Here is a 22561-nt window from a genome sequence, read left to right on the forward strand (position 1 = left end):
ATGCAGTTCCGGACGCTCCGCGTCCTGTGTGTGACGCAGAGCATGGGAACGATCATCGGTAGCGGCTGACTCTCGTGCCAATGCTCTGCGTGGGCATGCAGTTCTGGACGCTCCGCGTCCTCTGTGTGACGCAGAGCGTCACGAAAGGCATTCCCACGCGGAGCATGGGAACGATCATCGGTAGTGGCTGATTCTCGTGCCAATGCTCCGCGTTGGCATGCAGTTCCGGACGCTCCGCGTCCTCTGTGTGACGCGGAGCGTCTGCATCCTCAGGTAGCGCGCGTGAGGTTCATCGCTTCGAGTGCCGCCACCAGTGCATCGATGTCGTCGAAGGGTTTGAGGTGGATGCGCGGCCAGCGCAGGCGTTCGATGTACAGCTTGCCTTCGGCATTGCGCAGCACTGGCGTGCGGTGAATCCAGGTGTCGCGTGCGCGATGGACGATGGTTTGCAGGTTGCCTTCACCCTCCTGCACCAGAAACATTCCCGGCCTGGAAAGGCGGTTTTCGATGCTCGGCAGCCTGACCGGCTGTGACCGCAGTACCTCCATCTCCACCCGATAATCAGCTTTGATGTAGACCTTGTCATCCGCTATGCCACCCGAGACGAGCTCTCCCTGATCCAGCGTTATACCCCTCGAATGGCCCGGAGCCACATCGACGACCCGCAGGCCGATTCCTCCTTCCAGTTCGGCAATGCCAGGCACAACGCCCTGGTAGGTATTGGAATGGCTGTTGCCAACCAGCGCGATCCACTTGTGCGAGCCCATCACCTCCTGATGCCTGCGGATCGTGCGTGAGGCAAAGTAATTCATCATTTGTTGGCGGATAAGGGGCTCGTCCTCGGCGATGCCTTTGAGGTGGTAACTGCTTGCGCAATCGATGGCGCGAATCTCCAGGCCCTGCTGCCGCGCCTTGATGATCAGCCGCTCGAAGGTGTAGACGCCGTCCGGATCGGTGTGATGCCCGCGGTCCAGGGTTTTCAGGTCGTGCAGCAGGGTTTTGCTCATCTGCCCGGTTTCGAGGAAACGATCCAGGTCCGCCTGATGCAGATCGCTCAGCAGGTGCTCCATGTACAGCGTTTTGACGTTCTGCTGCGACAGCAACGGCAGGTTGTCGATGATCAGCTTTTTGCTGGCGACCGAAGAGTGTGACTCGCCAATGACGAGGCCTTCTGTATGGCGATACAGTGTTTCAAGCAGCCCGGCAGTGCTTGTCTGGGGTTCAATGGCTGGCAATGTCGGGCGAGGCGGCAGTTGCGCGGCACTGATGCTGGCGGCGTCCTTTTGCAGATTCTTGCGCCGCAGGTCGAACGTATTGCGCACAGTGTCGAGTTCGATGTCTTCAAAAAAATACTCCATATCGAGCCCCTTCTTTTCGAAGTTCGCCAGGCGATGCAGCGTGGTTCTGGTATCCGGCGGCATTTCGTAGGTGGCATCGGTCAGCGATTGCTGGATGGCCGTCATCGGCCTGTCAACGCTCCAGTCATCGGCTTCCACGCGCAGCCAGGTATGGTTTTCGTCAAGGACGAACCCGTACTCGCCCGCCCAGCGCTCACCCTCGGCAATCGCGGTCGGGTCGCCCAGCTCGCGGATCAACGTGTTATCCAGAGCAGTGGCAGGGGGCAGCGGCCTGGCGGGCAGCGTCGGGTCGGCAAACGCTATGCTGAAGTCGCAGTGAGACGGCGTGTTTTCATGCGCCTCACCAGCGCCTTGCCTGATGCGGGTCGGACGTCCGGCGGGGATGTCCTGGACCTGCACACTGACGGCGCCCTGCATTTCAGCGATGCCGGGCACTTGATCGTGCGTCGTGGCCAGCTTCTGGTCGAGCAGCGCTACCCAACGCCTGGCAGAGGCCGGCTCGATATCGTGGTTGATGAGCCTGTGCCCGAAGAAATTGCTCATTTTCATGGCGGCTGCCGGGTCATCGGCAGCGCTCAGCACTGTATGGCCGAGAAACGGATAGCTGATCGACGAACTGAACGGGCGCACCTCGATCCCGTAACGGTGGGCTGCCTTGATCAGGTGGTAGTAATCGAATTCGCTGCTGGCGTTGTTCAGGGCGCCGCGATTGGTCTCTTGCAGGTAATACTTGAGTTCATGAGAGCCGGAGCGACTCTTTTTGCCCAGTTGGCGATACCTGGCCAGCTTGCGCAGGTGTTTGTCGGTCAGCAGGTGCTCGATGTACAGCACCTCGACACGCTGCTCTGCGAGCAAGGGCATGTTGAGCAGCAGCAGACGCTTGCTGGCCACCGATTTCGGGGCTTCGCTGAACACCAGTCCGTTACTGTGACTGAAGATGTGCTTGATGAGCGTGTCGACGCTGCCGGGCAGGCCATAGGCGGGCAGGGTCGGCCTGGGTGGAGGCGTGAATCGGGCAAAAAAGGCCTGGGCGTCCTGATAGAGTTGTTCCCGACGCGCCGTGAAGGTCTGGCGCACCTCGGTGAAATACGTTTCGAAATAGACGTCCAGGCCTGCGCCGGTCGGGTCGAAGACTTCCTTGTTGATGACGATGTCCAGGTGCGCGCGCATGCCGCTCGGCATCTCATAGTCGCTCAAGGTATTCAGCGAGCTTGAGCTTGCGCTGGCTTGCTCAGGTAGCGGTCGATAAGTGCCCGGAGTGTCCAGCCCGCCGCCGCGCAGGCGCTGCCGTTCGACAAGCAGCCACTGGCCCTGATCATTCAGGCGAACCGGCTGTTTGCCGAAGAAGGCGAACGGATTGGCCGGGTCGATGATCTGCCAGTACTGCCAGTAGGCGTCGTACTGAACCTCAAAGGCCTGGTCTGAGAGCTGGATATAGTATTTTCCATTGATCGCATGCACGCCTTTTGCGTGACCCTCGGCGATACGTGGCACGTTCTCCAGGGAGATGTCGACGGCCAGATCGATGCGCAAACCTGATGGCGCGCGCTGTGCCGTCGGGGGCAACGGGAGCAGCGGCTGCCAGGCGCCCCCAATCTCGCGCGCAGCGAACTGGCCGGTTGCCAGCGGCGGTGCCGAGGCGACATGGGACGCCTGGAAAACCGCAGCATGCCCATGAACGTTGGGCTTGCCGAGCAGAAATACTTGCTCTTGCAGCTCTACCGGGTACAGATCCTCGTAACGCGGCAGGGAAGGCTGGCGCTGGAACGAGCGCAGTACCGGGGTCGAATGCTGACTGTTCTCAAGCTGGTGCAACGCGCCGCCAAGTCCTTTCAGACCCACCAGCAAATCGCTGCCTGCTCCGAGGCCGTTGAGCAGTGCCGACAGCATGTAGTTCGTGGCGCGTTCCCGGTCGCCTGCGCTCAGCGCGGCGAGTGCTTGCCCGCTGTCATGCAATGAAATCAGGCTGCCCACCGCAAAGCTTGCCGGCGGGAAGGGCAGGGTCAGGGCCGTGGCAACGATTTCGACACTGACCCGGATCAGCTTCGACAGCATGTCGTTACGGCCGGTGGTGGTTTCTTCCACGTCACGCAGCCTGCGCTCCAGCGGCCGGTTGAAACAGGTATCGGCAACGTCTGCAATGAATGCCCTGGGGATGACCGGAGGCTTGTTGGCGTTGCCCTTCTGCATGTCCCGCAGGAAGAACGACAGGGTCCGGCGTGCCTTGATGCGGCAGCGATCCTTGTAGTAATCGATCATCCCGTCGCTGTTCAGCGAGCTCACGAAGTCGCTGAACAGACGGAATTCGATACCATCAGGTGCCTGCGGCGTATAGAGCAGCGCGGCGTGACGGATCTGTGTCGGCAGGATGACCAGGCAGCCCTGAACGGTTTCGATGTGGGTCAGCAGCGGGCTGGGGATAACCAGTTGATCGACATCGGTCAGTCCCGAGGCGATCAGGGGTTTATCCACATGTATTTGCAGGGGGTAAAGGGGATATCGCTCGCGTGACGCCGGGTCGCTCAGGTGCGCGTTATCCAGTGATTGCGTGAGCCAGGCATACTGCGCGGCCTCGACATGACCTTTCAGCAGGCTGCGCAGTGCAGCCGCCTTCATCTGCAATTGGGTGATCATCACGCTGTATTGGCGACGGTAGGCGTAGCCATCGTTTTCGCTGTTCAGCAGGGTGTTTCTGATCAGCGCAATGTACTCGTCCGCCAGCCACTGGCCGCGTACCGAACCTGCGACAGCAGCGGGTGACAGCGCGCTCAGGTCGATCCCCGGCGGGCCGCTGAACGTGGCGTCGGTAGCTGCCGAAGTGCTCAAGGGGTCGATGCTGTCGTTGTAGCCTTTGAGCAGCATGTCGGTGTAGGTCTGCGTTTCGCGCTCGCTGGTGATCACGATCTGATCGGGGTCTACCGTGCCTGCGGGGACGCCCAGCAGTTTGCCGAGCTGCTGGCTGGCACGCTGGTGTACGTAGTCCTTGAACGACTGAACCCCGGTGTGCGCCTGGGCCTGATAGTTGTCGAGGGCGCCATTGATGGCGCGTTCAAGGGCCAGTAATTCCCGACGCTGGGCGCGGCTGGCGCGCAGGTACCAGTCCGGGGTATGGCGGGCCTGTTCGGAGAGCAATACGCGGGTCTGCTCGTCGGTAAAACGGCGCAGTGCCGTCTCGCAGTCGGGGTGATCGATGAATTGCAGGAAGTCCTTTGCGGGCTGGGGTTTCTCGCGCAGCGCGGTCAGTTGCGCAGCCAGTTCCGGGCGGGCAGCGACCTCTACCTGATCAAGCAGCCAGGCCGTCATTGCGGGCGATGCGGTCCAGCCGACCACCTCATGCAGCAGTTGGGTGTCGGTGTCGAAGGCCTTGAAATACTGCTGCCCGGGCGCCTCGCTGGCGAACATGATCAGCCGTTGCGTCCGGCCTTGAGCATCCTGCTTGCGACACACCAGCAGTCTGGCCATCACGTTGCGGTCGTTCAGCCTGATCTGCTGCACGCGCAGCGCGGGATCAGGCGTCCCCGTCGCCGCGCTGGTCAGCGCTGCGACGATGGCAAAGTCATCGGGCCGGATATGCCCCTGCATCTTCGCCGCCCAGCCGAGCGTGGTCAGTCGGACACGCGCCAGTGCGCGCAGCATCTGTTGGTTGTGTTCCTGTTGATAGGCCTGGCGTTGAAAATCGCCAAACACCGCGCGCAGATCGAGTTCGTCAATCACTCTGGCAAGGTAGGCCGGGTTCAAGGCCGAATAGGCGGCGTCCAGCGGCTGGCCATCGAGGGTGATGAGCGTCTGGTCGAGGAAGTCCGAGCCCGCTGTCTCGTCATCCGGATGCAGGCCATAGAGCGCCAGTTCGGTCAGCGGCAGCTTCACGCGGTAGGTCTCGCTCGTCGCTGGCAGCGTGCGGCGGGTGTCGATGGTCAAGGCCCCAGGGTCCAGATCATGGCCCAGGTCATTGGCCAGGCGTGTGCGCAACTGCATTTCGGCAAACCGCTCCGGCGACGCCGCGCTGCCCAATACACTCAGCATCGCAGCATGCGCCGCGTCGTAGCGTTGCAGGTGCAGGGCATAGGTCTGCAGATCAGCCGCGCTGGCGATCTTCATCCACTCCGGCAAGTCCCGCTCGTACTGACGTCGTCTGTTGGTCAGTTCACGCAGCTCTAGCATGGCCGCCGGGCCGAACAGGCCAGGCATGTCGATGGCTTGCTGGATCAGCGATTGACGCTTGAGCCGATCCGCCGTGCCGGGCTGTTCGCAGGCGTAACGGATGTCGTTGCGCTGCTTGTTCAGCAACCGGTCGAAGGCGTGAATGAACGGTGCCGTGGTAACAACCGGCTGCAATTGCACGTCGGCAGCCGTGAAGGGTTCCAGGTACAGGTCGGCGTCCTGGAGTATCTCGGTCAAACGCTCCTGATGCTGTCGTTGCGCGTTGCTGAGCAGCGCATCGCGCAGCGTTGGCGTGTTGAGCCACTGCACAAGGGTTGCGACCATCATGGCCTGCGTGGCAAAACCGCTGATCCCGAGCCCTGGCAGCATCAATAACGTGCGCCCCTGATCCTGGGAAATCACCAGCACGCCGGCCATTTCAATCTGTTCGTCATCATGCAACTGCACCCGCACTGTCGAATAGGCGAGCGCCGGGCCTTCCTGATCGGGCGAGTCGGGCGAGTCGGGCAGGCAGGCCAGGTAGCCACTGTCGAGATCGCGCTCGTGAATCCTGACGCGAGCTTCGTCATGCAGGGACCTTTGCAAGGCGGGCAAGAGGCGATCACGGCGGCTTTCACCGGTTTCGCCCGGGTCCGTCCAGTAGTCTTCGATCTGCTGCAACAGGCCGAAGATCTGCAACTCGCGTTCGGACACGTCAGCGCCGTCGAGGGCGCTCAGCAGGGCTTCGCCAGCCTGGGGCAGCGCGTCCAGCTCCCTGGCCAGCAGGGTGCGCAGTTCGTCGAGCCTTTTCAGCGCTGCGGACGCGCCAGCCCAGGTATCGCTGGGCGTCATCGGTACAGGACTCGGCGTTGAAAGGTTGAAATCCAAAGAGGGTGGTGTTTGCGTCATGACAGGCTTTCCATTGCGCTAGGCGCTGAGGTGTGATCGGCGGCCTCGGGGGCTGCGACTGAAGGCCTCAATTAATCAGGTGCAACGGGCAGCAACGCTGTAGATAAATATGCGAGGCGGCGAAAGAGACGTTTCGTACACCGTCTGGCGGGCCGCCTTGAGTGACATTTCAGCGCGTCGAGCCAATCCTTGGTCATTACGTTATAATCCCGCCCTTTAGCTGCCCTCAGCCCGCTGTGCGGGGGCACACTTTTTCCCGGGCGCCCTGCGCCTGCATGCAGACTAAAGAGGCTAGACATAGTGGCATTGACGATCCTTGGCCTGTCCGGCGCCCTTAGCCATGATCCTTCCGCAGCGCTTTACATCGACGGCAAGCTGATAGCAGCGGCCGAAGAAGAGCGCTTCGTTCGTGACAAGCACGCAAAGAACCGCATGCCCTACGAGTCGGCGAAGTTCTGTCTGGAGCAGGCAGGCATCAAGCCTTCGGACGTCGACGTGGTCGCGATTCCGTTCGCCCCGATCAGCCTGTTCGGCAAGGCCCGCTGGCATTACGCCAAGCGTTACTGGTACGCACCGGATCGCGCCCTCGATGCGCTGCTGATGGGCAATCGCCGTTACAAGCGCTACCGCAACAAGATTGTCTGGTGCCTCGAGCAACTGGGCTTCGATCCGAAAAAGATCAAGATCGAGCCGGTCGAGCATCACCTGGCCCACGCTTCCAGCGCCTACCACTGCTCCGGTTTCACCGAAAAAACGGCGATCATGGGCATCGACGGCAAGGGTGAGTACGCCACGACCTTCTTCGGCTATGGCGAAAACGGCAAGATCCACAAGATCAAGGAGTTCTTCGATCCGGACTCGCTGGGCGGCCTGTACGGCGCGATCACCGAGTTCCTCGGTTTCGAGATGCTCGACGGCGAATTCAAGGTCATGGGCATGGCGCCGTATGGCGATGCCAGCAAGTATGACTTTTCGCGTCTGGCGACCTTCGAGAATGGCGAGCTGGTCATCAATACCGAACTGGCCAACGTTATTGGTCTGCGTCGCTACAAAGAGAACGGCAAGGGCTTCTATTTCTCGCCAAAGCTGATCGAGTGGCTCGGCCCGAAACGCGTCGGCGACGTGGCCGACGAACCCTACATTCACTACGCCGCGAGCATGCAGGCGCTGTTCGAAAAGCTCGCGCTGCAGATGATGGATCACTACCTGGGTGACATCCTCAAGGAAACCGGCAAGATCGCTTTCGCCGGTGGTTGTGCGCTGAACGTCAAGCTGAACCAGCGCATCATCGCCCGTCCTGAAGTCAAGGAACTGTTCGTGCAGCCTGCGTCCGGCGATGCCGGTACGGCGGTGGGCGCTGCGGCTTATGTCTCGCACGCCCGCGGTGTGCCGGTCGAGAAGATGGAACACGTCTACCTCGGACCTGCGTACAGCAACGAAGATGTGATTGCGGCCTGTGCCCGTCATCCGAGCAAGCCGGTCTGGCGCCAGATCGACAACACGCCGGAGCGGATTGCCGAGATCATGGTCAAGGGCAACCCGGTTGCCTGGTTCCAGGGGCGTATGGAGTTCGGCCCGCGCGCGCTGGGCGGCCGCTCGATCATCGGTTGCCCGAGCGTGACCGGCGTGGCCGACCGTATCAACCATCAGATCAAGTTCCGCGAGCGCTGGAGGCCTTTCTGCCCGTCGATGCTCGACACCGTCGCCCCGCAGATGATCAAGATCGATCACCCGGCGCCGTTCATGACCTTCACCTTCGAAGTGGCCGAGGAGTGGAAAACCCGCGTTCCGGAAGTCGTCCATGAAGACGGCACCTCCCGTGCCCAGGTGCTCAAGCGCGAATACAACCCGCGTTACTACGACATGATGAAAGCGCTGGAAAACCTGACCGGCAATGGCGTGTCCCTGAACACCTCGCTGAACCGCCGTGGCGAACCGATGATCTGCTCGCCGACCGATGCGCTGAACATGTTCTTCGGCTCGGACCTCGAGTACCTGATCATGGAAGACATCCTGGTGGTTAAAGAGGGCGTCGAGGCTTATGACACGCTCGGTTGAACGACACGTACTGCAGTTCTGTCACGGTTATGACGGGCCGTTTCTGGACTGCGCGCGGCAATACGCCAGCCTGTTCGCCGGCAAGGGCTATCGGGTGACGACGGTGTTTCTGACCGGTGCCGCCGATCCGGATGTCGTTGCTGACTGCGGTTCGGACGAAGTGCTGTTCATGGAGTACAGCTCCAGTGCCATTCGTGGCCTGAAGCTGGGCGCCATTCGGGATCTGCGCAAAATTGCTGCCACGCGCAGTTTCAGCTTCTGCATCGCGCACCGCTTCAAGCCGGTGTACATAGCCCTGCTGGCGACGAAGCTGCCGGTGATCGGTGTGCATCATGCGTTCGGCGATTACCACCGGCGCAGTCGCAAGCTGTTCGCCAACCTGTTTCGCAAGCGCCTGAGCCTGCTCGGTGTTTCCGACGCGGTTCGCGACGACATGCGCGGCAGCCTGCCCAAGTGGCCGTCCGAGCGCATTCAGACCCTGTACAACCGGATCGATGTCGAGCAACTGCAGGGCAGTCAGTTTTCCGCTGAAGATGCCCGCGCAGAGCTGGGCCTGTCGGCGTCGGCCTGGATCGTCGCCAATGTCGGTCGTCTGCATCCCGACAAGGATCAGGCCACGCTGTTGCGCGGTTTTGCCGAAGCGCTGCCCGATCTTCCCGAGAACAGCCAGCTGGTGATTCTCGGCAAGGGGCGTCTGGAAGAAGATCTCAAGGCGCTGGCGCTGGAACTGGGCATCGGTCCGCAGGTGCTGTTCCTTGGGCAAGTGCCTGACGCGCGCCGCTACTTCAAGGCCTTCGACGTGTTCGCCTTGAGCTCGGACCACGAACCGTTCGGCATGGTCCTGCTGGAAGCGATGGTCGCCGGTGTGCCACTGGTTGCAACCTCATGCGGCGGCGCCAAGGAAGTGGTCGAAGACGTTGGCCTGCTGTTCCCGCTCGGTGATGTGCACAGCCTGGCACACGGCCTGGTGCACATGGCCGGCCTGGATGCCGAACAACGTCAGGATTGTGCCGAGCGCATGCTGTTGCGCTTGCGCGAACGTTTTTCCGATCACGCTGTGCGTAATGTCTTCTGGCGTCTGCCACAAGTCTCCAGCCTGACAGCGGGGGCCTGATGCTCAATCGATTCAAGGGCTGGCGCGAGCGTGGCTGGGTGCAGATCGATGCGGCTGCCTACGAGCAAGCCTGGCAGCGGTTTGGCGGCAGCGTCGCCACTCATCCGCTGGTGGTCGCGCGCCTGTCGGCCTTTTCCGGCATCGCTGTGCGTTATCTGGCCTGGGAGCAGGGCGGTGAAGTAAAGGCCGCGATTGCCACCTGGGGGCGCTCGCTGGCGCTGTCCAAGGACGAACTCAAACGCCACGGCAAGAAAGGGCTGTTCGACCTGGGTAATGCCGAGCTGATTCTGCCGGTGGCCGATGACATCGAGGTGCCGGTCCGGCATCGGGCCCGCTATGTGTCTGCGCTCAACGAAGGCCGCATCAGTACCTTCAAGCCACAGACCGAATCCCTGGCGATGGCGCGTACGCCTGAAGAACTGTCCAAGAAATTTCGTTACAACCAGCGTCGTGAGCTTCGCTTGCTGGAAGAGGCCGGCGGGACGGTAAGGCCTGTCAGCGAGTTCAGCAGCGCCGAACTGGCGAGCATGTACTGCGACCTGTTTCAGCGGCGCTGGGGCTTCGAAGCAACCGGCGCCCGGCACAAGGCCGAAGTCATCGAACTGTTGCGCGAGCTGCTGATCGGTTCGGTGGTGTTTCTCAACGATGCGCCGATTGCCATTCAACTGGTGTATCGCGTCGAAGCGCCGCAGTGGGTCAGCATCGAGTACGTCAACGGCGGTGTCGATCCCCAAACCCGTGATTTCAGTCCGGGCAGCGTGCTCAGCTTCGTCAATACCCAGTCCGCCTGGGAGAACGCCCGCGCACTGGGCAAATCGCTGCGTTTTTCCTTCGGTCGTGCCGACCGCGAGTACAAGGACCGATGGTGCAACCCCGTTCCGGTGTTCCAGATTTGAGTCGCAAGCAGCAGTTGCTCAAGCGCCATCGCCGTAACAAGCGACTGGCGTTGCTGGGTGGACTGCTCCTGCTGATCGCGGTGGGCGTGCTGGTGGCCTGGTGGCTGGCCCCGGTGCTGGCCGTGTGTGCCTGGGTCGCCCATGAGGCCTGGTTCGCCGATCATCTGTTCTATTCGCCGTCTGACGACTATCAGTACACCTTTGCTGCCGACAGCGAAGTGCCGGGCGTGCGCCTCGACGGCGGGACGTTGCTGATCGACCCCGCTGTGCAACTGAACGGCGACGAAACGCTGATACTGGCACTGACGGTCAAAAGCACCTGGCTCGGGCGCTTTCTCGATCCGGTGGTCGAGCTGCAAGGTCAGGGCCTCAACGACCAGCAGGCATTCGAACGCGGGGTCAGCGGCGTGCGCTATCTGAACCTGACCGGGCTGGGCGAGCCGTTGGCCGCAGGTGTGCTGAAACTGCGCGGGCGTTGCTGCCGCCTTGCCGGCACACCGCGTCTCTGGCTGTTTCGCCAACCGGATGCGCGAAAACAGCGTGTCATGGTCATCGCACCGCACGCCGATGATGCCGAGCTGGCCGCCTTCGGGCTGTACAGCCAGGCCGAGGAGGCGTGGATCATCACGCTGACCGCCGGTGAGATCGAGGCCGAGCATTATCGGCAGATGGGCATGGAGCGTGCCGAAGCTGCGCGTATGAAGGGCCGCTTGCGGGCCTGGGACAGTATCGCCGTGGCGCGCTGGGGCGGGGTGCCCGAGTCGCAGTGTGTGCAATTGGGCTATTTCTGCCTGCAACTGCCCGCCATGCAGGCTGCGCCGGATACGCCGATTGGTTCGCGGGAAGCCGATCTGACCGATACCCGCCTGTTTCGTCAGTTCAATACCCTGCCATTGCCCGGCGACAACGGCCAGCCGACCTGGAATAACCTGCTCGCCGACCTGCGCGCGCTGATTCTCAAGGCCCGGCCGCAGGTTGTGGTGATGCCGCATCCTGCCGTCGACCCTCATCCCGATCACATCTGCGCCCAGGCTGCGGTGCGTGAAGCGCTGCTCGGGCTCGAATGGCAGCCGGAGGTGGTGCTCGGTTATGCCAATCACCTGCACGACAACGACCGCTGGCCGATGGGCGATGCCTACAGCGGCATCAGCCTGCCGCCGGTTTTCGATGCCGCGCTGCCGCTGGTGCCGTACAGCCTTCAATTGTCGGTCGCCGCGCAACGCGACAAGGCCATGGCACTGGGCATGATGCATGACCTGCTGCCACGCATGCCGTTCAAGCGCCGTGTGCGCCGTGCGCTGCAACGCGTTCTGGCCGGTCGTCACTGGCCAGCCGAGGGCGAGAACGAATTCTTCCGCAAGGCGGTGCGACGACACGAGTTGTTCTGGTGCAGCCGTGATCTCTGATTCAGCAGGCGCAGTACTGCAAGGAAAACCATGAAAGTTCTACTGCTGGTCCAGAAAGAGCAGCGTGCGATTCTGGACCGTCTCTATGACGGCATCGCCGCACATTGTGAATGCGAAGTGCGCTGGCTGAGCTCTGCGGAGCAACGCAACCTGCGTGGTTATTTCCGCCGCGAGGTGGACGTCAGCCGCTATGACCGGATCGTGTTTTTCCTGCGTTTCAAGCAGGAAGTGCGTCAGGTCGGGTTTATCCGCACGATTCCCAATCTGGTCATCCTCGAACACGATGCCTACCAGAACTACATTCCGTGCAAATACACCGGCAAGTTCAGCGCGCACTACCGCAAGCTGCCCTGGGCGCGGGTGATCTGTTCAGGGTTCATGGTCAGCGAGCGCCTGCGCCAGGAAGGCTTCGACGCGGTGTTCGTGCCCAAGGGCTATGACCAGAGCCTGCTGCAGTTGCAGGCACGCGAGCGTGACATCGAACTGGCCTTCGTGGGCAGCACCAACAGCGTCGCCTACAGCGGCCGCAAGGCGTTGCTGGACGAGTTGGGCCAGGTCGAGAACCTGCTCGTCACACGGACCAAGTCCGGCGAAGAGTATTGCGACACCCTGAACCGCATCCGTTTTTTCGTCAGTGCCGACGTGGGCATGGGCGAATACATGATCAAGAATTTCGAGGCCATGGCATGCGGCTGCGTGCTGCTTGCCTTCGATCAGGGCGCTGAAGAAAACCGCGCGCTGGGCTTTGTCGACATGCACAACATCGTGCTCTATCGCGACATTCCCGAGCTTCGCGAAAAGCTGGCGAAATTGCGCGATAACGTCACACTGGCCAGTGAAATATCCTGTAATGGGCAGACTTTGGTCGAGGAACGCTTTACATTCCATGCCCTTGGAAAAGCCATCGTGGACGCCATGCATGCGCCACTGCGCAGCATGCCGGCGGCGAGCTGGATCGATCGCCTGCGGTCACGATTGGGATGGTAGGGAATTATGAATATTCAATGATTGGGAACGAATGATGGTATTCAGCGAAAACAGCGACATTACGCTGGTCGTCACCAGTTGTGGTCGATTCGACCTGTTGAAGCGCACCCTGGAAACGTTCGACCATTTCAACACTGCGCCCATACGCCATGTGCTGATTACCGAAGACTCCGGCGATGACCGGGTTCAGGCATGCATTCCCGAACACTGGCACCCGCATACGCGATTCATCATCAACAACCCCAAGCTGGGGCAGATGCGCTCTGTCGACGCGGCCTATTCGCTGATCGAAACGTCCTGGGTGTTCCATTGCGAAGATGACTGGGATTTCTACCGTCCGCACTTCATCGAAGAGTCGATGACGCTGCTGGAAAACGACCCTCAGGCCTTGCAGGTCTGGTTGCGCAGCTACAATCATGATCTGCGTATCCACAGCCCTTACGTTTACCTGAACGAGCGTGAAGTGGTCGAGGGTATCGCGTTTTACAAGTTGGGCTCGCACAAGCCGGAATGGCAGGGGTTTTCCTTCAATCCTGGGCTGCGCCGCCTGGCTGATTACCAGCAGCATGCGCCTTATGCCGAACACGGTGGCGAGAAGAAACTTTCACAATTATTCGCTGCACAAAACCGTTACGCTTTGATTCTGGAAAATGATGCCGTGTTGCACACCGGGTTTGGTGAGCACGTGGAGGTGCCGCAGGAGCGGCTTGACAAACAGCGTCGCAAACGTCGGGATCGCATCAAGCTGATCGTCGCTGTGCTCGCTGGCCTAGTAGCAGGTTGGTTGCTTAATAATGTCAGTTGACCCGATAAGAGTACCCGGCAGCAAAGTACAGCAGTACTTCACCGCTGCCATCGTCATCTTCCTGCTGAGTTTCATCCTCAACCCATCAGCCAAGATCACCAACAATCTGTTTTATGCATTCACGGCGCTGCCGGGCTTGTTCTTTCTGATCAAGTACCGCAGCGCTGGCGTATTTGCCAAGCCTCTGGGTATCGCCTGGGCGGTGTTCATGGCCTGCTTTCTGGTTCCCGCACTGCAGGCGCAGGAGTTCCAGTATTACAAGCACATCATCTACGTCAGCCTGTTTGTCTTTGTCGTGGCCGGGATTACCGACAACGGCTTCTTCAGGCGCGGGGTCTTCGTGCGCAGCATGTTCTGGGCCATATGCCTGTACATCCTGCTCAGCAGCATTCACAGCTGGGTGACCGGGCAGTTCGAATTCGGCCAGCGTGTGGCGATTCTGCCGGGGCGAATGGAGAACGTGATCTACGCCAGTGCCTGGCTGGTCTGCAGCCTTGCGTTGGCCATGCCGCTGTGGGCAAGAGAGCGTCGCTGGGTCGAGGCTGTCTGCGCCGTTCTTGTCACCCTGGTGATATGTGCCTTCGTAGTGCAGACGCGTACTGCACTGGTGGGTTGCGCCGTTCTGTTTGCCGTCTGCACCGCCTATTCGCTGTACCGTTTCCCTCTGCGTACGATAGTGGCTTTGTTGGCGCTTGGCGTTGTGGCGGCAGCAGCCTTCTGGTTCGTCAAGGATGAACAGTGGGTCGCGCTGCTGACGGCCAGAGGTGATTCCTACCGCATCGAGCTGTTTGAAATCATGACCGGTGAATGGCGTCGCTGTGGCTGGATGCTCGGCTGCGGTGTCGATTTCTATACGACCCAGACCCTGACGGGCGGCATACCGATCCAGCACCCGCACAATATTTTCGTGTCGCTGGGGCTGTATACCGGCGCGGCGTCGCTGGTGATGTTTCTGGTCGTGATGGCGATGACGCTGTGGGACGCCTTGCGCAACGGCGATGCCTGGGGTCTTTACCTGGTATGCGCGCTGGTCATGCTTAACTTCGACGGTGGCCAGCTGGTCGGTAATCCCGACGAGCTCTGGGTGCTGGTGCTGTTACCGGCGACCATGGTGCTCGGGAGAGTGGTGCAGACGCATCGGCTCAGGCAGCAGCAATAGCATCAAAAAAATGGCCGCTTCGACAGCGGCCATTTTTCATGGGGCAGGTTATTGAACAGCCTGGGCCAGTTCAGAGGTATCGCAGAGGGTCTGAGCGCTCATGTAGCCATCGAGGAAGGCCGGGTTGCCGTTGTCCAGCAGCCATTGGCGGTCTTCCTGATAGCGCAGCATGTGCTTGAAATTGCGCAAGCGGAGGCTTTTGCGCAAGGCGCGGCGATAGGTTTTCATGTCGGCGATGTCAATCAGGCCGAGGCTGCCTTCCGGCGTGAGGATCACGTTGCCAAGATGGGCCGAGCGAAAGTAGATGCCCTTTTCGTGCAACCCGGCAATGAAGCTTCCCAGTTGCGTGCGCAGCTTGTCGTCGGCAACCGCACTGCCCAGCAGCTGGCGCAGGGTGAAGCCTGCCAGCGGATCATAATGCACGGCATCGCGCTCGATCTCGGCGATGCGGCTGACCGAGCGTATGCGCGGGCAGGGAATACCGCGCCTGGCCAGCGTTTCACAGTTGTCTGCGAAGCGCTGCGCGTAGGGGTACCAGGCTGCGGAGCTGACAAGGCGTTTGCGCCGAAACAATTTCAGCATGGAGCCGTCACGCAGACGGAGTACCTTGTCGCCCGTGCCGTCGGCTTCAAGTACTTCGGCACCTTGAACCCGTTCAAGGTAATGGGCGTGGTCAAGCGCTTGCATCGATACTCCGGTTTTTACGCCCCAGGGAATGGACGAGCCGCCTATGTTACCGCAGCAGGCAGCCGCGAAAACCGCTGTGATACAATTCGGCCTCTTTTTAACACGACGGATTCTCATGACAACCTCCGAATCGTCCGCAACCTCCAGCGTGAAAATCTATTTCCGCCTGTTGTCTTATGTGCGTCCGTATGTGGGCATTTTCCTGCTCAGCATCATTGGTTTCGTGATCTTCGCCTCGACCCAGCCGATGCTCGCCGGCATCCTGAAATATTTCGTCGACGGCCTGACCAATCCCGAAGCGGTGCTGTTTCCCAATGTCCCTTATCTGCGCGAGTTGCAGCTATTGCAGGCCGTGCCGCTGCTGATCGTGCTGATTGCCGCATGGCAGGGGCTGGGCTCCTTTCTGGGCAACTATTTCCTGGCCAAGGTTTCCCTGGGGCTGGTGCATGACCTGCGGGTAGAGCTGTTCAACAAGCTGCTGGTGTTGCCCAATCGCTACTTCGATACAACCAATTCCGGTCATCTGATCTCGCGCATCACCTTCAACGTCACGATGGTGACCGGCGCTGCCACCGATGCTATCAAGGTGGTGATTCGCGAAGGCCTGACCGTGGTGTTCCTGTTCATCTATCTGCTGATGATGAACTGGAAGCTGACACTGGTCATGCTCGCGATCCTGCCGTTGATTGCCGTGATGGTCGGCACCGCGAGCAAGAAATTCCGCAAGCAGAGCAAGAAGATCCAGGTGGCGATGGGCGATGTCACGCATGTTGCCTCGGAAACCATTCAGGGCTATCGCGTAGTCCGCAGCTTCGGTGGCGAGGCCTACGAGCAGGCGCGCTTTGCCCAGGCCAGCAACAGCAACACCCAAAAGCAGCTGCGCATGACCAAGACCGGCGCCATCTATACGCCGATGCTGCAACTGGTGATCTACAGCGCCATGGCGGTGCTGATGTTCCTGGTGCTGTTCCTGCGTGGCGAGGCAACAGCGGGTGATCTGGTTGCCTATATCACCGCTGCGGGCCTGCTGCCCAAGCCGATTCGGCAGCTGTCGGAAGTCAGTTCGACGATCCAGAAAGGCGTCGCCGGTGCCGAGAGCATCTTCGAACAGCTGGATGTGGAAGAGGAAGTCGACACCGGCACCATCGAGCGTGAGCGCGTGACCGGCCACCTCGAGGTGAAGAACCTCAGCTTCTTCTACCCGCAGACTGCGCGTCAGGTGTTGAACGACATCAGTTTCTCCGCCGCGCCGGGGCAGATGATTGCCCTGGTAGGACGCTCCGGCAGCGGCAAGTCGACCCTGGCCAACCTGATCCCGCGTTTCTACGGGCACGACATCGGCAACATCCTGCTCGATGGCGTCGAGATCAACGATTATCGCTTGCGTAACCTGCGCAGGCACATCGCTCAGGTCAATCAGAACGTCACGCTGTTCAATGACACGATTGCCAACAACATTGCCTACGGCGATCTGGCCGGTGCGCCGCGTGCCGACATCGAAGCGGCTGCCGCTGATGCGTACGCCAAGGAATTCATCGACCAGTTGCCGCAGGGTTTCGACACCCAGGTGGGCGAAAACGGTGTGCTGCTGTCCGGCGGTCAACGCCAGCGTCTGGCAATTGCCCGCGCGCTGCTCAAGAACGCCCCGTTGCTGATTCTCGACGAAGCCACCTCGGCGCTGGACACCGAGTCCGAGCGGCACATCCAGGCGGCGCTGGATCACGTCATGAAGGGCCGTACCACGCTGGTCATCGCCCACCGCCTTTCGACCATCGAGAAGGCCGACCTGATTCTGGTCATGGACGCCGGGCAAATCGTCGAACGCGGTACGCACACCGAGCTGCTGGCGCAGAACGGCTATTACGCCCGCCTGCATGCCATGGGGCTGGACGAGCCGGCTCCGGTCGGCGCGGTCTAACCTGACTTTCACCGGGCGGACCCAGGCGGTCCGCCTGCCTTTTGAGTGGCGTGATTCAACAGCCTGTCGGTTGCAAACCCCTGTGCTAAGATTCCGCCCCTGTCCATTTTTCAAGTACGGGTTGTTCCATGAAGCTATCCATGCCGCGCTTTGATCAGGCCCCTGTCCTGGTGGTGGGCGATGTCATGCTCGACAGATACTGGCATGGTGGTACCTCGCGTATTTCCCCTGAAGCGCCAGTGCCTGTGGTCAAGGTCGATCAGATCGAGGACCGTCCGGGTGGCGCTGCCAACGTGGCCTTGAACATCGCTGCGCTGGGCGCACCGGCTTCGCTGGTCGGTGTGACGGGGGATGACGAAGCTGCCGAGAGTCTGACCAACAGCCTCAAGGCTGCTGGCGTGCTGGCGCGCTTTCAGCGCATCGCCGATCAGCCGACCATCGTCAAACTGCGTGTCATGAGTCGCCACCAGCAGCTGTTGCGCATCGATTTCGAAGAACCGTTCAGGACCGACCCGCTGGCCCTGAGCGCAGAGGTCTATAGCTTGCTGGATGGCATCAAGGTGCTGGTCCTGTCGGATTACGGCAAGGGCGCACTGAAAAACCATCAGGCGCTGATCCAGGCCGCCCGCAAGCGCGGCATTCCGGTGCTGGCCGACCCCAAGGGCAAGGATTTCGCGATTTATCGCGGTGCCAGCCTGATCACACCGAACCTCAGCGAATTCGAGGCCATCGTCGGTCATTGTGTCGATGAGGCACAATTGGTCACCAAGGGTGCGCAGTTGATGCAGGAGCTCGATCTCGGCGCGCTGCTGGTGACCCGTGGCGAACATGGCATGACCCTGCTGCGTCCTGATCAGCAGGCGCTGCACCTGCCGGCCCGTGCCCGCGAAGTGTTCGATGTGACCGGCGCTGGCGATACAGTGATTTCTACCCTGGCTGCGGCGATCGCTGCCGGTGAGGAACTGCCGCATGCGGTAGCGCTGGCCAATCTGGCCGCGGGCATCGTGGTCGGCAAGCTGGGCACCGCGGCCATCAGCGCCCCCGAGCTGCGCCGTGCCATTCAGCGCGAAGAGGGCTCCGAACGCGGCGTGCTGGGGCTGGAGCAACTGCTGCTGGCGGTCGACGATGCGCGCGCGCACAAGGAAAGGATCGTTTTCACCAACGGCTGTTTCGACATTCTCCACGCCGGTCATGTGACCTATCTGGAGCAGGCGCGCGCCTTGGGCGATCGCCTGATCGTTGCCGTCAACGACGATGCGTCCGTCAGCCGCCTGAAAGGGCCGGGCCGACCGATCAACAGCGTTGAGCGGCGCATGGCGGTGCTGGCAGGTCTGGGAGCCGTGGACTGGGTCATCAGCTTCCCGGAAGGAACCCCGGAAAACCTGCTGACCCACGTCAAGCCCGACGTGCTGGTCAAGGGCGGTGATTATGGTGTCGATCAGGTGGTCGGTGCCGATATCGTTCAGGCGTACGGCGGCGAAGTGCGTGTGCTGGGGCTGGTGGAAAACAGCTCCACCACCGCGATCGTCGAAAAGATTCGAGGGCAGGGGTAGGGGTAGGGGTTAGCTGCAAGCTGCAAGCCTCAAGCTGCAAGCTACAAGCTACAAGCTACAAGCTACAAGCCAAAGCAGATCAAATCAAAAGGCTTGAGGCTTGAGGCTTGAGGCTTGAGGCTTGAGGCTTGAGGCTTGAGGCTTACAGCTTGCCACTAATGGAGTGCAACAGCTCCCGGGCCTTGCCGGTCAGGCGTTTGAGTCCTGACTTCTTCGCCGGTGGGGCCATGCCCTGCTGACGCAGCCAGTCCTTCCAGCGAATCCGCTCTTCACGCACCACCCAGCCATCCTGCGCGGCGAAACTCTCGGCCAGGTACAGCCCTCTCGTGCCGGCCGGGATCAGCTTGTCGCGCTTGAGCGTGTACAGCTCAGGCAGAGGCGCGCCATTCTCCAGCGGCATGAGGTACAGGTCAGGTTTGCTGCGGTTGAGGCGGGCGACCAGTTGATCGTTTTCCAGGGCTTCGTCGACATGGAAAAGGCTGACCGGTCGCGCTTCCTTGGGGATTTCCAGGCGCATGTCGTAAATCAGCTGCAACGACGCCGTGGGCAAATGCACATAGGCCCGTGGGCGTTCCAGCAGGGTCAGGCTGCCGGTTCGCACAGGTCTCGCGGCGCCGGAGAGGGGGCTGAGACGAAACGGCATGGCCTCGCGATAATGCAGCGCGGCAGCATAGGGCGCAGGCAGCCAGGTCTCCTTGAACAGCCCGCTCAGCCAGCCCTGCGGTGTTTCGATCAGGCACTCTTCGGCCACTTCCTGAATCGCGGTGTGCAGCGGCAGTGTCAGCTCATGGGCCGGGACATAACCCGAGATCAGCTTGAGTACGACGTCGCCGCGGTCCTGACGACGCTGGCGGACCAGCACCCAGTAATCGCGATTCTGCCAACTGACGGTCAGGCGAACGGACACCCCCAGATTGGCCAGCTCGGTGGCGAAACGTTCGGTGTCCGGCACGTCGATCTTGCGCCGCCGCTGCAAGGTCTGCGCGAAGTTCATCGGCATGCCGACGCTCTGGTAGCTCAGGCTTTCCGGAGTGGCCTCGACAAACAGCGGCAAGGTCTTGAAGTTGCTGGGATTCTTCCGGATCAGTGTTCGCGGCATAACGGCTCCTTCTTGCGTTGGGGTCGGCCGCCTTAATCAGGCTTGACGGCAAATCACGGCTGCGGCAGTTGCAACGTTGTGTGCCAGGTGCAACGGGTTGATGGTGCCGACAATAGCACTGGCAACCGCCGGATGTTCAAACAGTAGCTGGAAACTGGCGTGGACCGGGTCCGTGCCGGCTGTCAGGCAGACATGACCACTGGCCAGCGCTTTCTTCACCAGAATGCCTTTGCCATGAGCCTGCGCGTAATCCAGTACCGGCTTTTCGTCCTGCTCGTTGAGGTTGTAGGTGACCATTGCGCAGTCACCCTCACGCAGCGCCAGCAGGCCGCCTTCGACGGTCTTGCCGGAAAAGCCGAAGCCACGAATCTTGCCTTCGCGCTTGAGGTCGGCGAGCGTCTGGTACACCTCGGCGTCGTTGAGGATCGCCAGGTCGTTGCCGTCCGAATGCACCAGAACCAGATCGAGAAAGTCAGTTTCAAGACGTTTCAGGCTGCGCTCGACCGATGTGCGTGTATGGGTGGCGCTGAAGTCATGGCTCGACTGGCCGTTGACGAATTCCTCGCCAACCTTGCTGACGATCACCCAGTCCTGGCGCTGACCGCGCAGCAGCGGCCCCAGGCGCTCTTCGCTGGTGCCGTAGGCGGGCGCCGTGTCGATCAGGTTGATGCCCATGTCGCGGGCCATGCGCAGCAGCATCTGCGCCTGTTGGTCATCGGGAATCTTGAAGCCGCTGGGGTATTTGACGCCCTGGTCGCGCCCCAGTTTGACGGTGCCCAGCCCCAGCGGCGATACGTTCAGGCCGGTACTGCCCAGCGGGCGATGCAGATCGTGCAGGGTTTTCAGGCTCATGGCAGCAGTTCATCCCAGACAGGTATGGCCATCGGAGGCCGTGGCACATCGCTCAGCGCAGCTTGCGGGGTCGGGTGGATGCCGTCTCTGGACAGCTGCGACAGGACCCGGTCGGCGAAGTCCGGGGCCAGCGCCAGCTTGGTCGGCCAGCCGATCATCAGGCGTTGCTGGCTGTCGAGGAAGGCGTTGTCCGGGCGCACCAGTCCTGATTGAGCCGGCTCGGCACGATCAACACGCAGGGTCGCCCACTGCGCCTGACTCAGGTCGACCCACGGCAGCAGGGCTTCAAGCTCTTTGCGGGCGACCGCGATCTGCGCGTCCGGTTGGCGCGCCACGCCATCGGCTTCGGCCAGATCGCCACCCAGATACCACACCCACTGGCCATCTGCGGCCGGGTGCGTGGTCACGGTGATGCGGGGCTTGGGCCCGCCACCCAGGCAATGAGCGTACAGCGGCTTCAAGGTCGGCCCCTTGACCAGCACCATGTGCAACGGGCGGCGTTGCATCTGCGGTTGCGACACGCCCAGTGCGTTCAGCAGGTCAGCATTGCCGCCGCCGGCACTGAGCACGATGCGCTGCGCATGGATATCGCGGCCATCGACGCGCAGACCGATCAGTTCATCGCCCTCGAAGAGCGGCTCGATGTGCTGACCGGCCAGCAGGCTGTCACCGGCCAGCTCGGCAAGCCGCCCGATCAGGCTGGGTACATCGACCACCAGCTCGGCAAGCCGATAGACCTTGCCTTTGAATTTGGGGTTTTGCAGGGCCGGCGGCAGTTGCTCGCCCTTGACCTGATCCACACGACCGCGCACGGCCTTGCTGGCGAAAAAACTGGTGAGGTTGCCGGCGATGGTGCCTGGTGACCACAGGTAATGGGCCTCGGACAGCAGACGTACACCGGACAGGTCCAGCTCGCCCTTGCCATCGAGGGCTTCACGCCAGCGGCGCGGCATGTCGGCGATGGCCTCGGAGGCACCGGACAGCGCGCCGTGCAGTGCGTACTTGGCGCCGCCGTGGATGATCCCCTGAGACTTGAGGCTTTGCCCGCCACCCAGGCTGGCGCTTTCTACCAGCACTGTCGAGAACCCTTGACGACGCAACCGGGCATTGAGCCAGAGACCGGCGACGCCAGCCCCGACAATCAGCACGTCAGTGGAAATAACCGATGGCATGAGCACCTCAGTGAGCGAAAAGTACCAGCATTATAAAGGATCGGGTTTTCAATGCCCGGCGGTTTTCGAGAACAGCTGAATGACCGCCACGCCCGCCACGATCATGCCCATGCCCAACAACGCGGGCAGGTCGAGTTTCTGGCCGTAGATGAAGAACGCCGCGATGCTGACCATGACAATGCCCATGCCCGACCAGATGGCGTAAGTGATGCCCACCGGGATCGTGCGCATCACCAGAATCAGCATCCAGAACGCGATCGCATAGCCGGTAATCAACAGCACCAGGGGCAGCGGGGTGCTGAACCCCTTCACGGCTTTCATGGACGTGGTGGCGATGACTTCCGCGCAAACGGCGATAGCCAACAGGTAATAAGCGTTCATGGTGCATTCCTTTTCGTCAGGCTGCGCATTCTAGCGACTTGTAATGGCGGGCTGATAAACTCCGCGC

15 protein-coding genes are annotated in these 22561 nt (G+C 61.2%); 9 read left to right on the forward strand and 6 right to left on the reverse strand.

Features of this window, described 5'->3' with window-relative positions; translation table 11 throughout:
- Positions 1-269: 269 nt before the first annotated feature.
- Entirely contained in the window at positions 270-6407 is a 6138-nt protein-coding gene (locus tag AC54XV_RS02670) for a membrane-targeted effector domain-containing toxin (RefSeq protein ID WP_058398813.1), read from the reverse strand.
- Between the two features lie 300 nt (positions 6408-6707).
- Between AC54XV_RS02670 and AC54XV_RS02675 the strand changes: the two genes are divergently transcribed.
- Genes AC54XV_RS02675 through AC54XV_RS02705 form a run of 7 tightly spaced genes read left to right on the forward strand, consistent with a single transcriptional unit; the run spans position 6708 to position 14832 of the window.
- On the forward strand, positions 6708-8465 hold the full coding sequence (locus AC54XV_RS02675) for a carbamoyltransferase family protein (protein ID WP_003431977.1): 1758 nt from the start codon (positions 6708-6710) through the stop codon (positions 8463-8465).
- A complete protein-coding gene (locus AC54XV_RS02680; protein WP_024651306.1) occupies positions 8449-9579 on the forward strand; it encodes a glycosyltransferase in 1131 nt (376 codons plus the stop codon). Before AC54XV_RS02675 ends, AC54XV_RS02680 begins: the two co-directional genes overlap by 17 nt.
- The gene (locus AC54XV_RS02685) at positions 9579-10475 is read left to right on the forward strand and encodes an antimicrobial resistance protein Mig-14 (RefSeq protein ID WP_024651305.1); all 897 of its coding nucleotides are present in this window, start codon (positions 9579-9581) and stop codon (positions 10473-10475) included. The genes AC54XV_RS02680 and AC54XV_RS02685 overlap by 1 nt, the downstream gene beginning before the upstream one ends.
- The gene (locus tag AC54XV_RS02690) at positions 10472-11881 is read left to right on the forward strand and encodes a PIG-L family deacetylase (RefSeq protein ID WP_024659471.1); all 1410 of its coding nucleotides are present in this window, start codon (positions 10472-10474) and stop codon (positions 11879-11881) included. Before AC54XV_RS02685 ends, AC54XV_RS02690 begins: the two co-directional genes overlap by 4 nt.
- Before the next feature lie 30 nt (positions 11882-11911).
- Positions 11912-12868, forward strand: a complete 957-nt coding sequence (locus tag AC54XV_RS02695) for a glycosyltransferase family protein (protein ID WP_024643004.1) — start codon at positions 11912-11914, stop codon at positions 12866-12868.
- A gap of 31 nt (positions 12869-12899) precedes the next feature.
- Positions 12900-13673, forward strand: coding sequence for a glycosyltransferase family 2 protein (locus AC54XV_RS02700; RefSeq protein ID WP_003404680.1), 774 nt, complete (start codon positions 12900-12902; stop codon positions 13671-13673).
- Positions 13663-14832, forward strand: coding sequence for an O-antigen ligase family protein (locus tag AC54XV_RS02705; protein WP_024651303.1), 1170 nt, complete (start codon positions 13663-13665; stop codon positions 14830-14832). The genes AC54XV_RS02700 and AC54XV_RS02705 overlap by 11 nt, the downstream gene beginning before the upstream one ends.
- Before the next feature lie 48 nt (positions 14833-14880).
- On the opposite strand, the gene AC54XV_RS02710 is transcribed toward AC54XV_RS02705, so the two are convergent.
- Entirely contained in the window at positions 14881-15519 is a 639-nt protein-coding gene (locus AC54XV_RS02710; RefSeq protein WP_024643006.1) for a BUD32 family EKC/KEOPS complex subunit, read from the reverse strand.
- Positions 15520-15634: 115 nt separating this feature from the next.
- Here AC54XV_RS02710 and msbA point away from each other — a divergent pair, with 115 nt between their 5' ends.
- Positions 15635-17437 carry a lipid A export permease/ATP-binding protein MsbA gene (gene msbA, locus AC54XV_RS02715; RefSeq protein WP_003404683.1) on the forward strand — a complete coding sequence of 601 codons (1803 nt, stop codon included), beginning with the start codon at positions 15635-15637 and terminating at the stop codon, positions 17435-17437.
- A gap of 128 nt (positions 17438-17565) precedes the next feature.
- Positions 17566-18990, forward strand: a complete 1425-nt coding sequence (hldE, locus tag AC54XV_RS02720) for a bifunctional D-glycero-beta-D-manno-heptose-7-phosphate kinase/D-glycero-beta-D-manno-heptose 1-phosphate adenylyltransferase HldE (RefSeq protein WP_003404685.1) — start codon at positions 17566-17568, stop codon at positions 18988-18990.
- 142 nt (positions 18991-19132) lie between these two features.
- On the opposite strand, the gene AC54XV_RS02725 is transcribed toward hldE, so the two are convergent.
- The 4 genes from AC54XV_RS02725 to AC54XV_RS02740 are packed head-to-tail and all read right to left on the reverse strand — an operon-like array spanning position 19133 to position 22494.
- Positions 19133-20089, reverse strand: a complete 957-nt coding sequence (locus AC54XV_RS02725) for a hypothetical protein (protein ID WP_003404692.1) — start codon at positions 20087-20089, stop codon at positions 19133-19135.
- A 36-nt stretch (positions 20090-20125) separates the two neighbouring features.
- Positions 20126-20941, reverse strand: coding sequence for an aldo/keto reductase (locus AC54XV_RS02730; protein ID WP_024650887.1), 816 nt, complete (start codon positions 20939-20941; stop codon positions 20126-20128).
- The gene (locus tag AC54XV_RS02735) at positions 20938-22113 is read right to left on the reverse strand and encodes an NAD(P)/FAD-dependent oxidoreductase (protein ID WP_003414437.1); all 1176 of its coding nucleotides are present in this window, start codon (positions 22111-22113) and stop codon (positions 20938-20940) included. The genes AC54XV_RS02730 and AC54XV_RS02735 overlap by 4 nt, the downstream gene beginning before the upstream one ends.
- Positions 22114-22161: 48 nt before the next feature.
- On the reverse strand, positions 22162-22494 hold the full coding sequence (locus AC54XV_RS02740; protein ID WP_003346798.1) for an SMR family transporter: 333 nt from the start codon (positions 22492-22494) through the stop codon (positions 22162-22164).
- Between the last annotated feature and the right edge of the window lie 67 nt (positions 22495-22561).

The sequence above is a fragment of the Pseudomonas fragariae (ex Marin et al. 2024) genome (assembly GCF_059621105.1).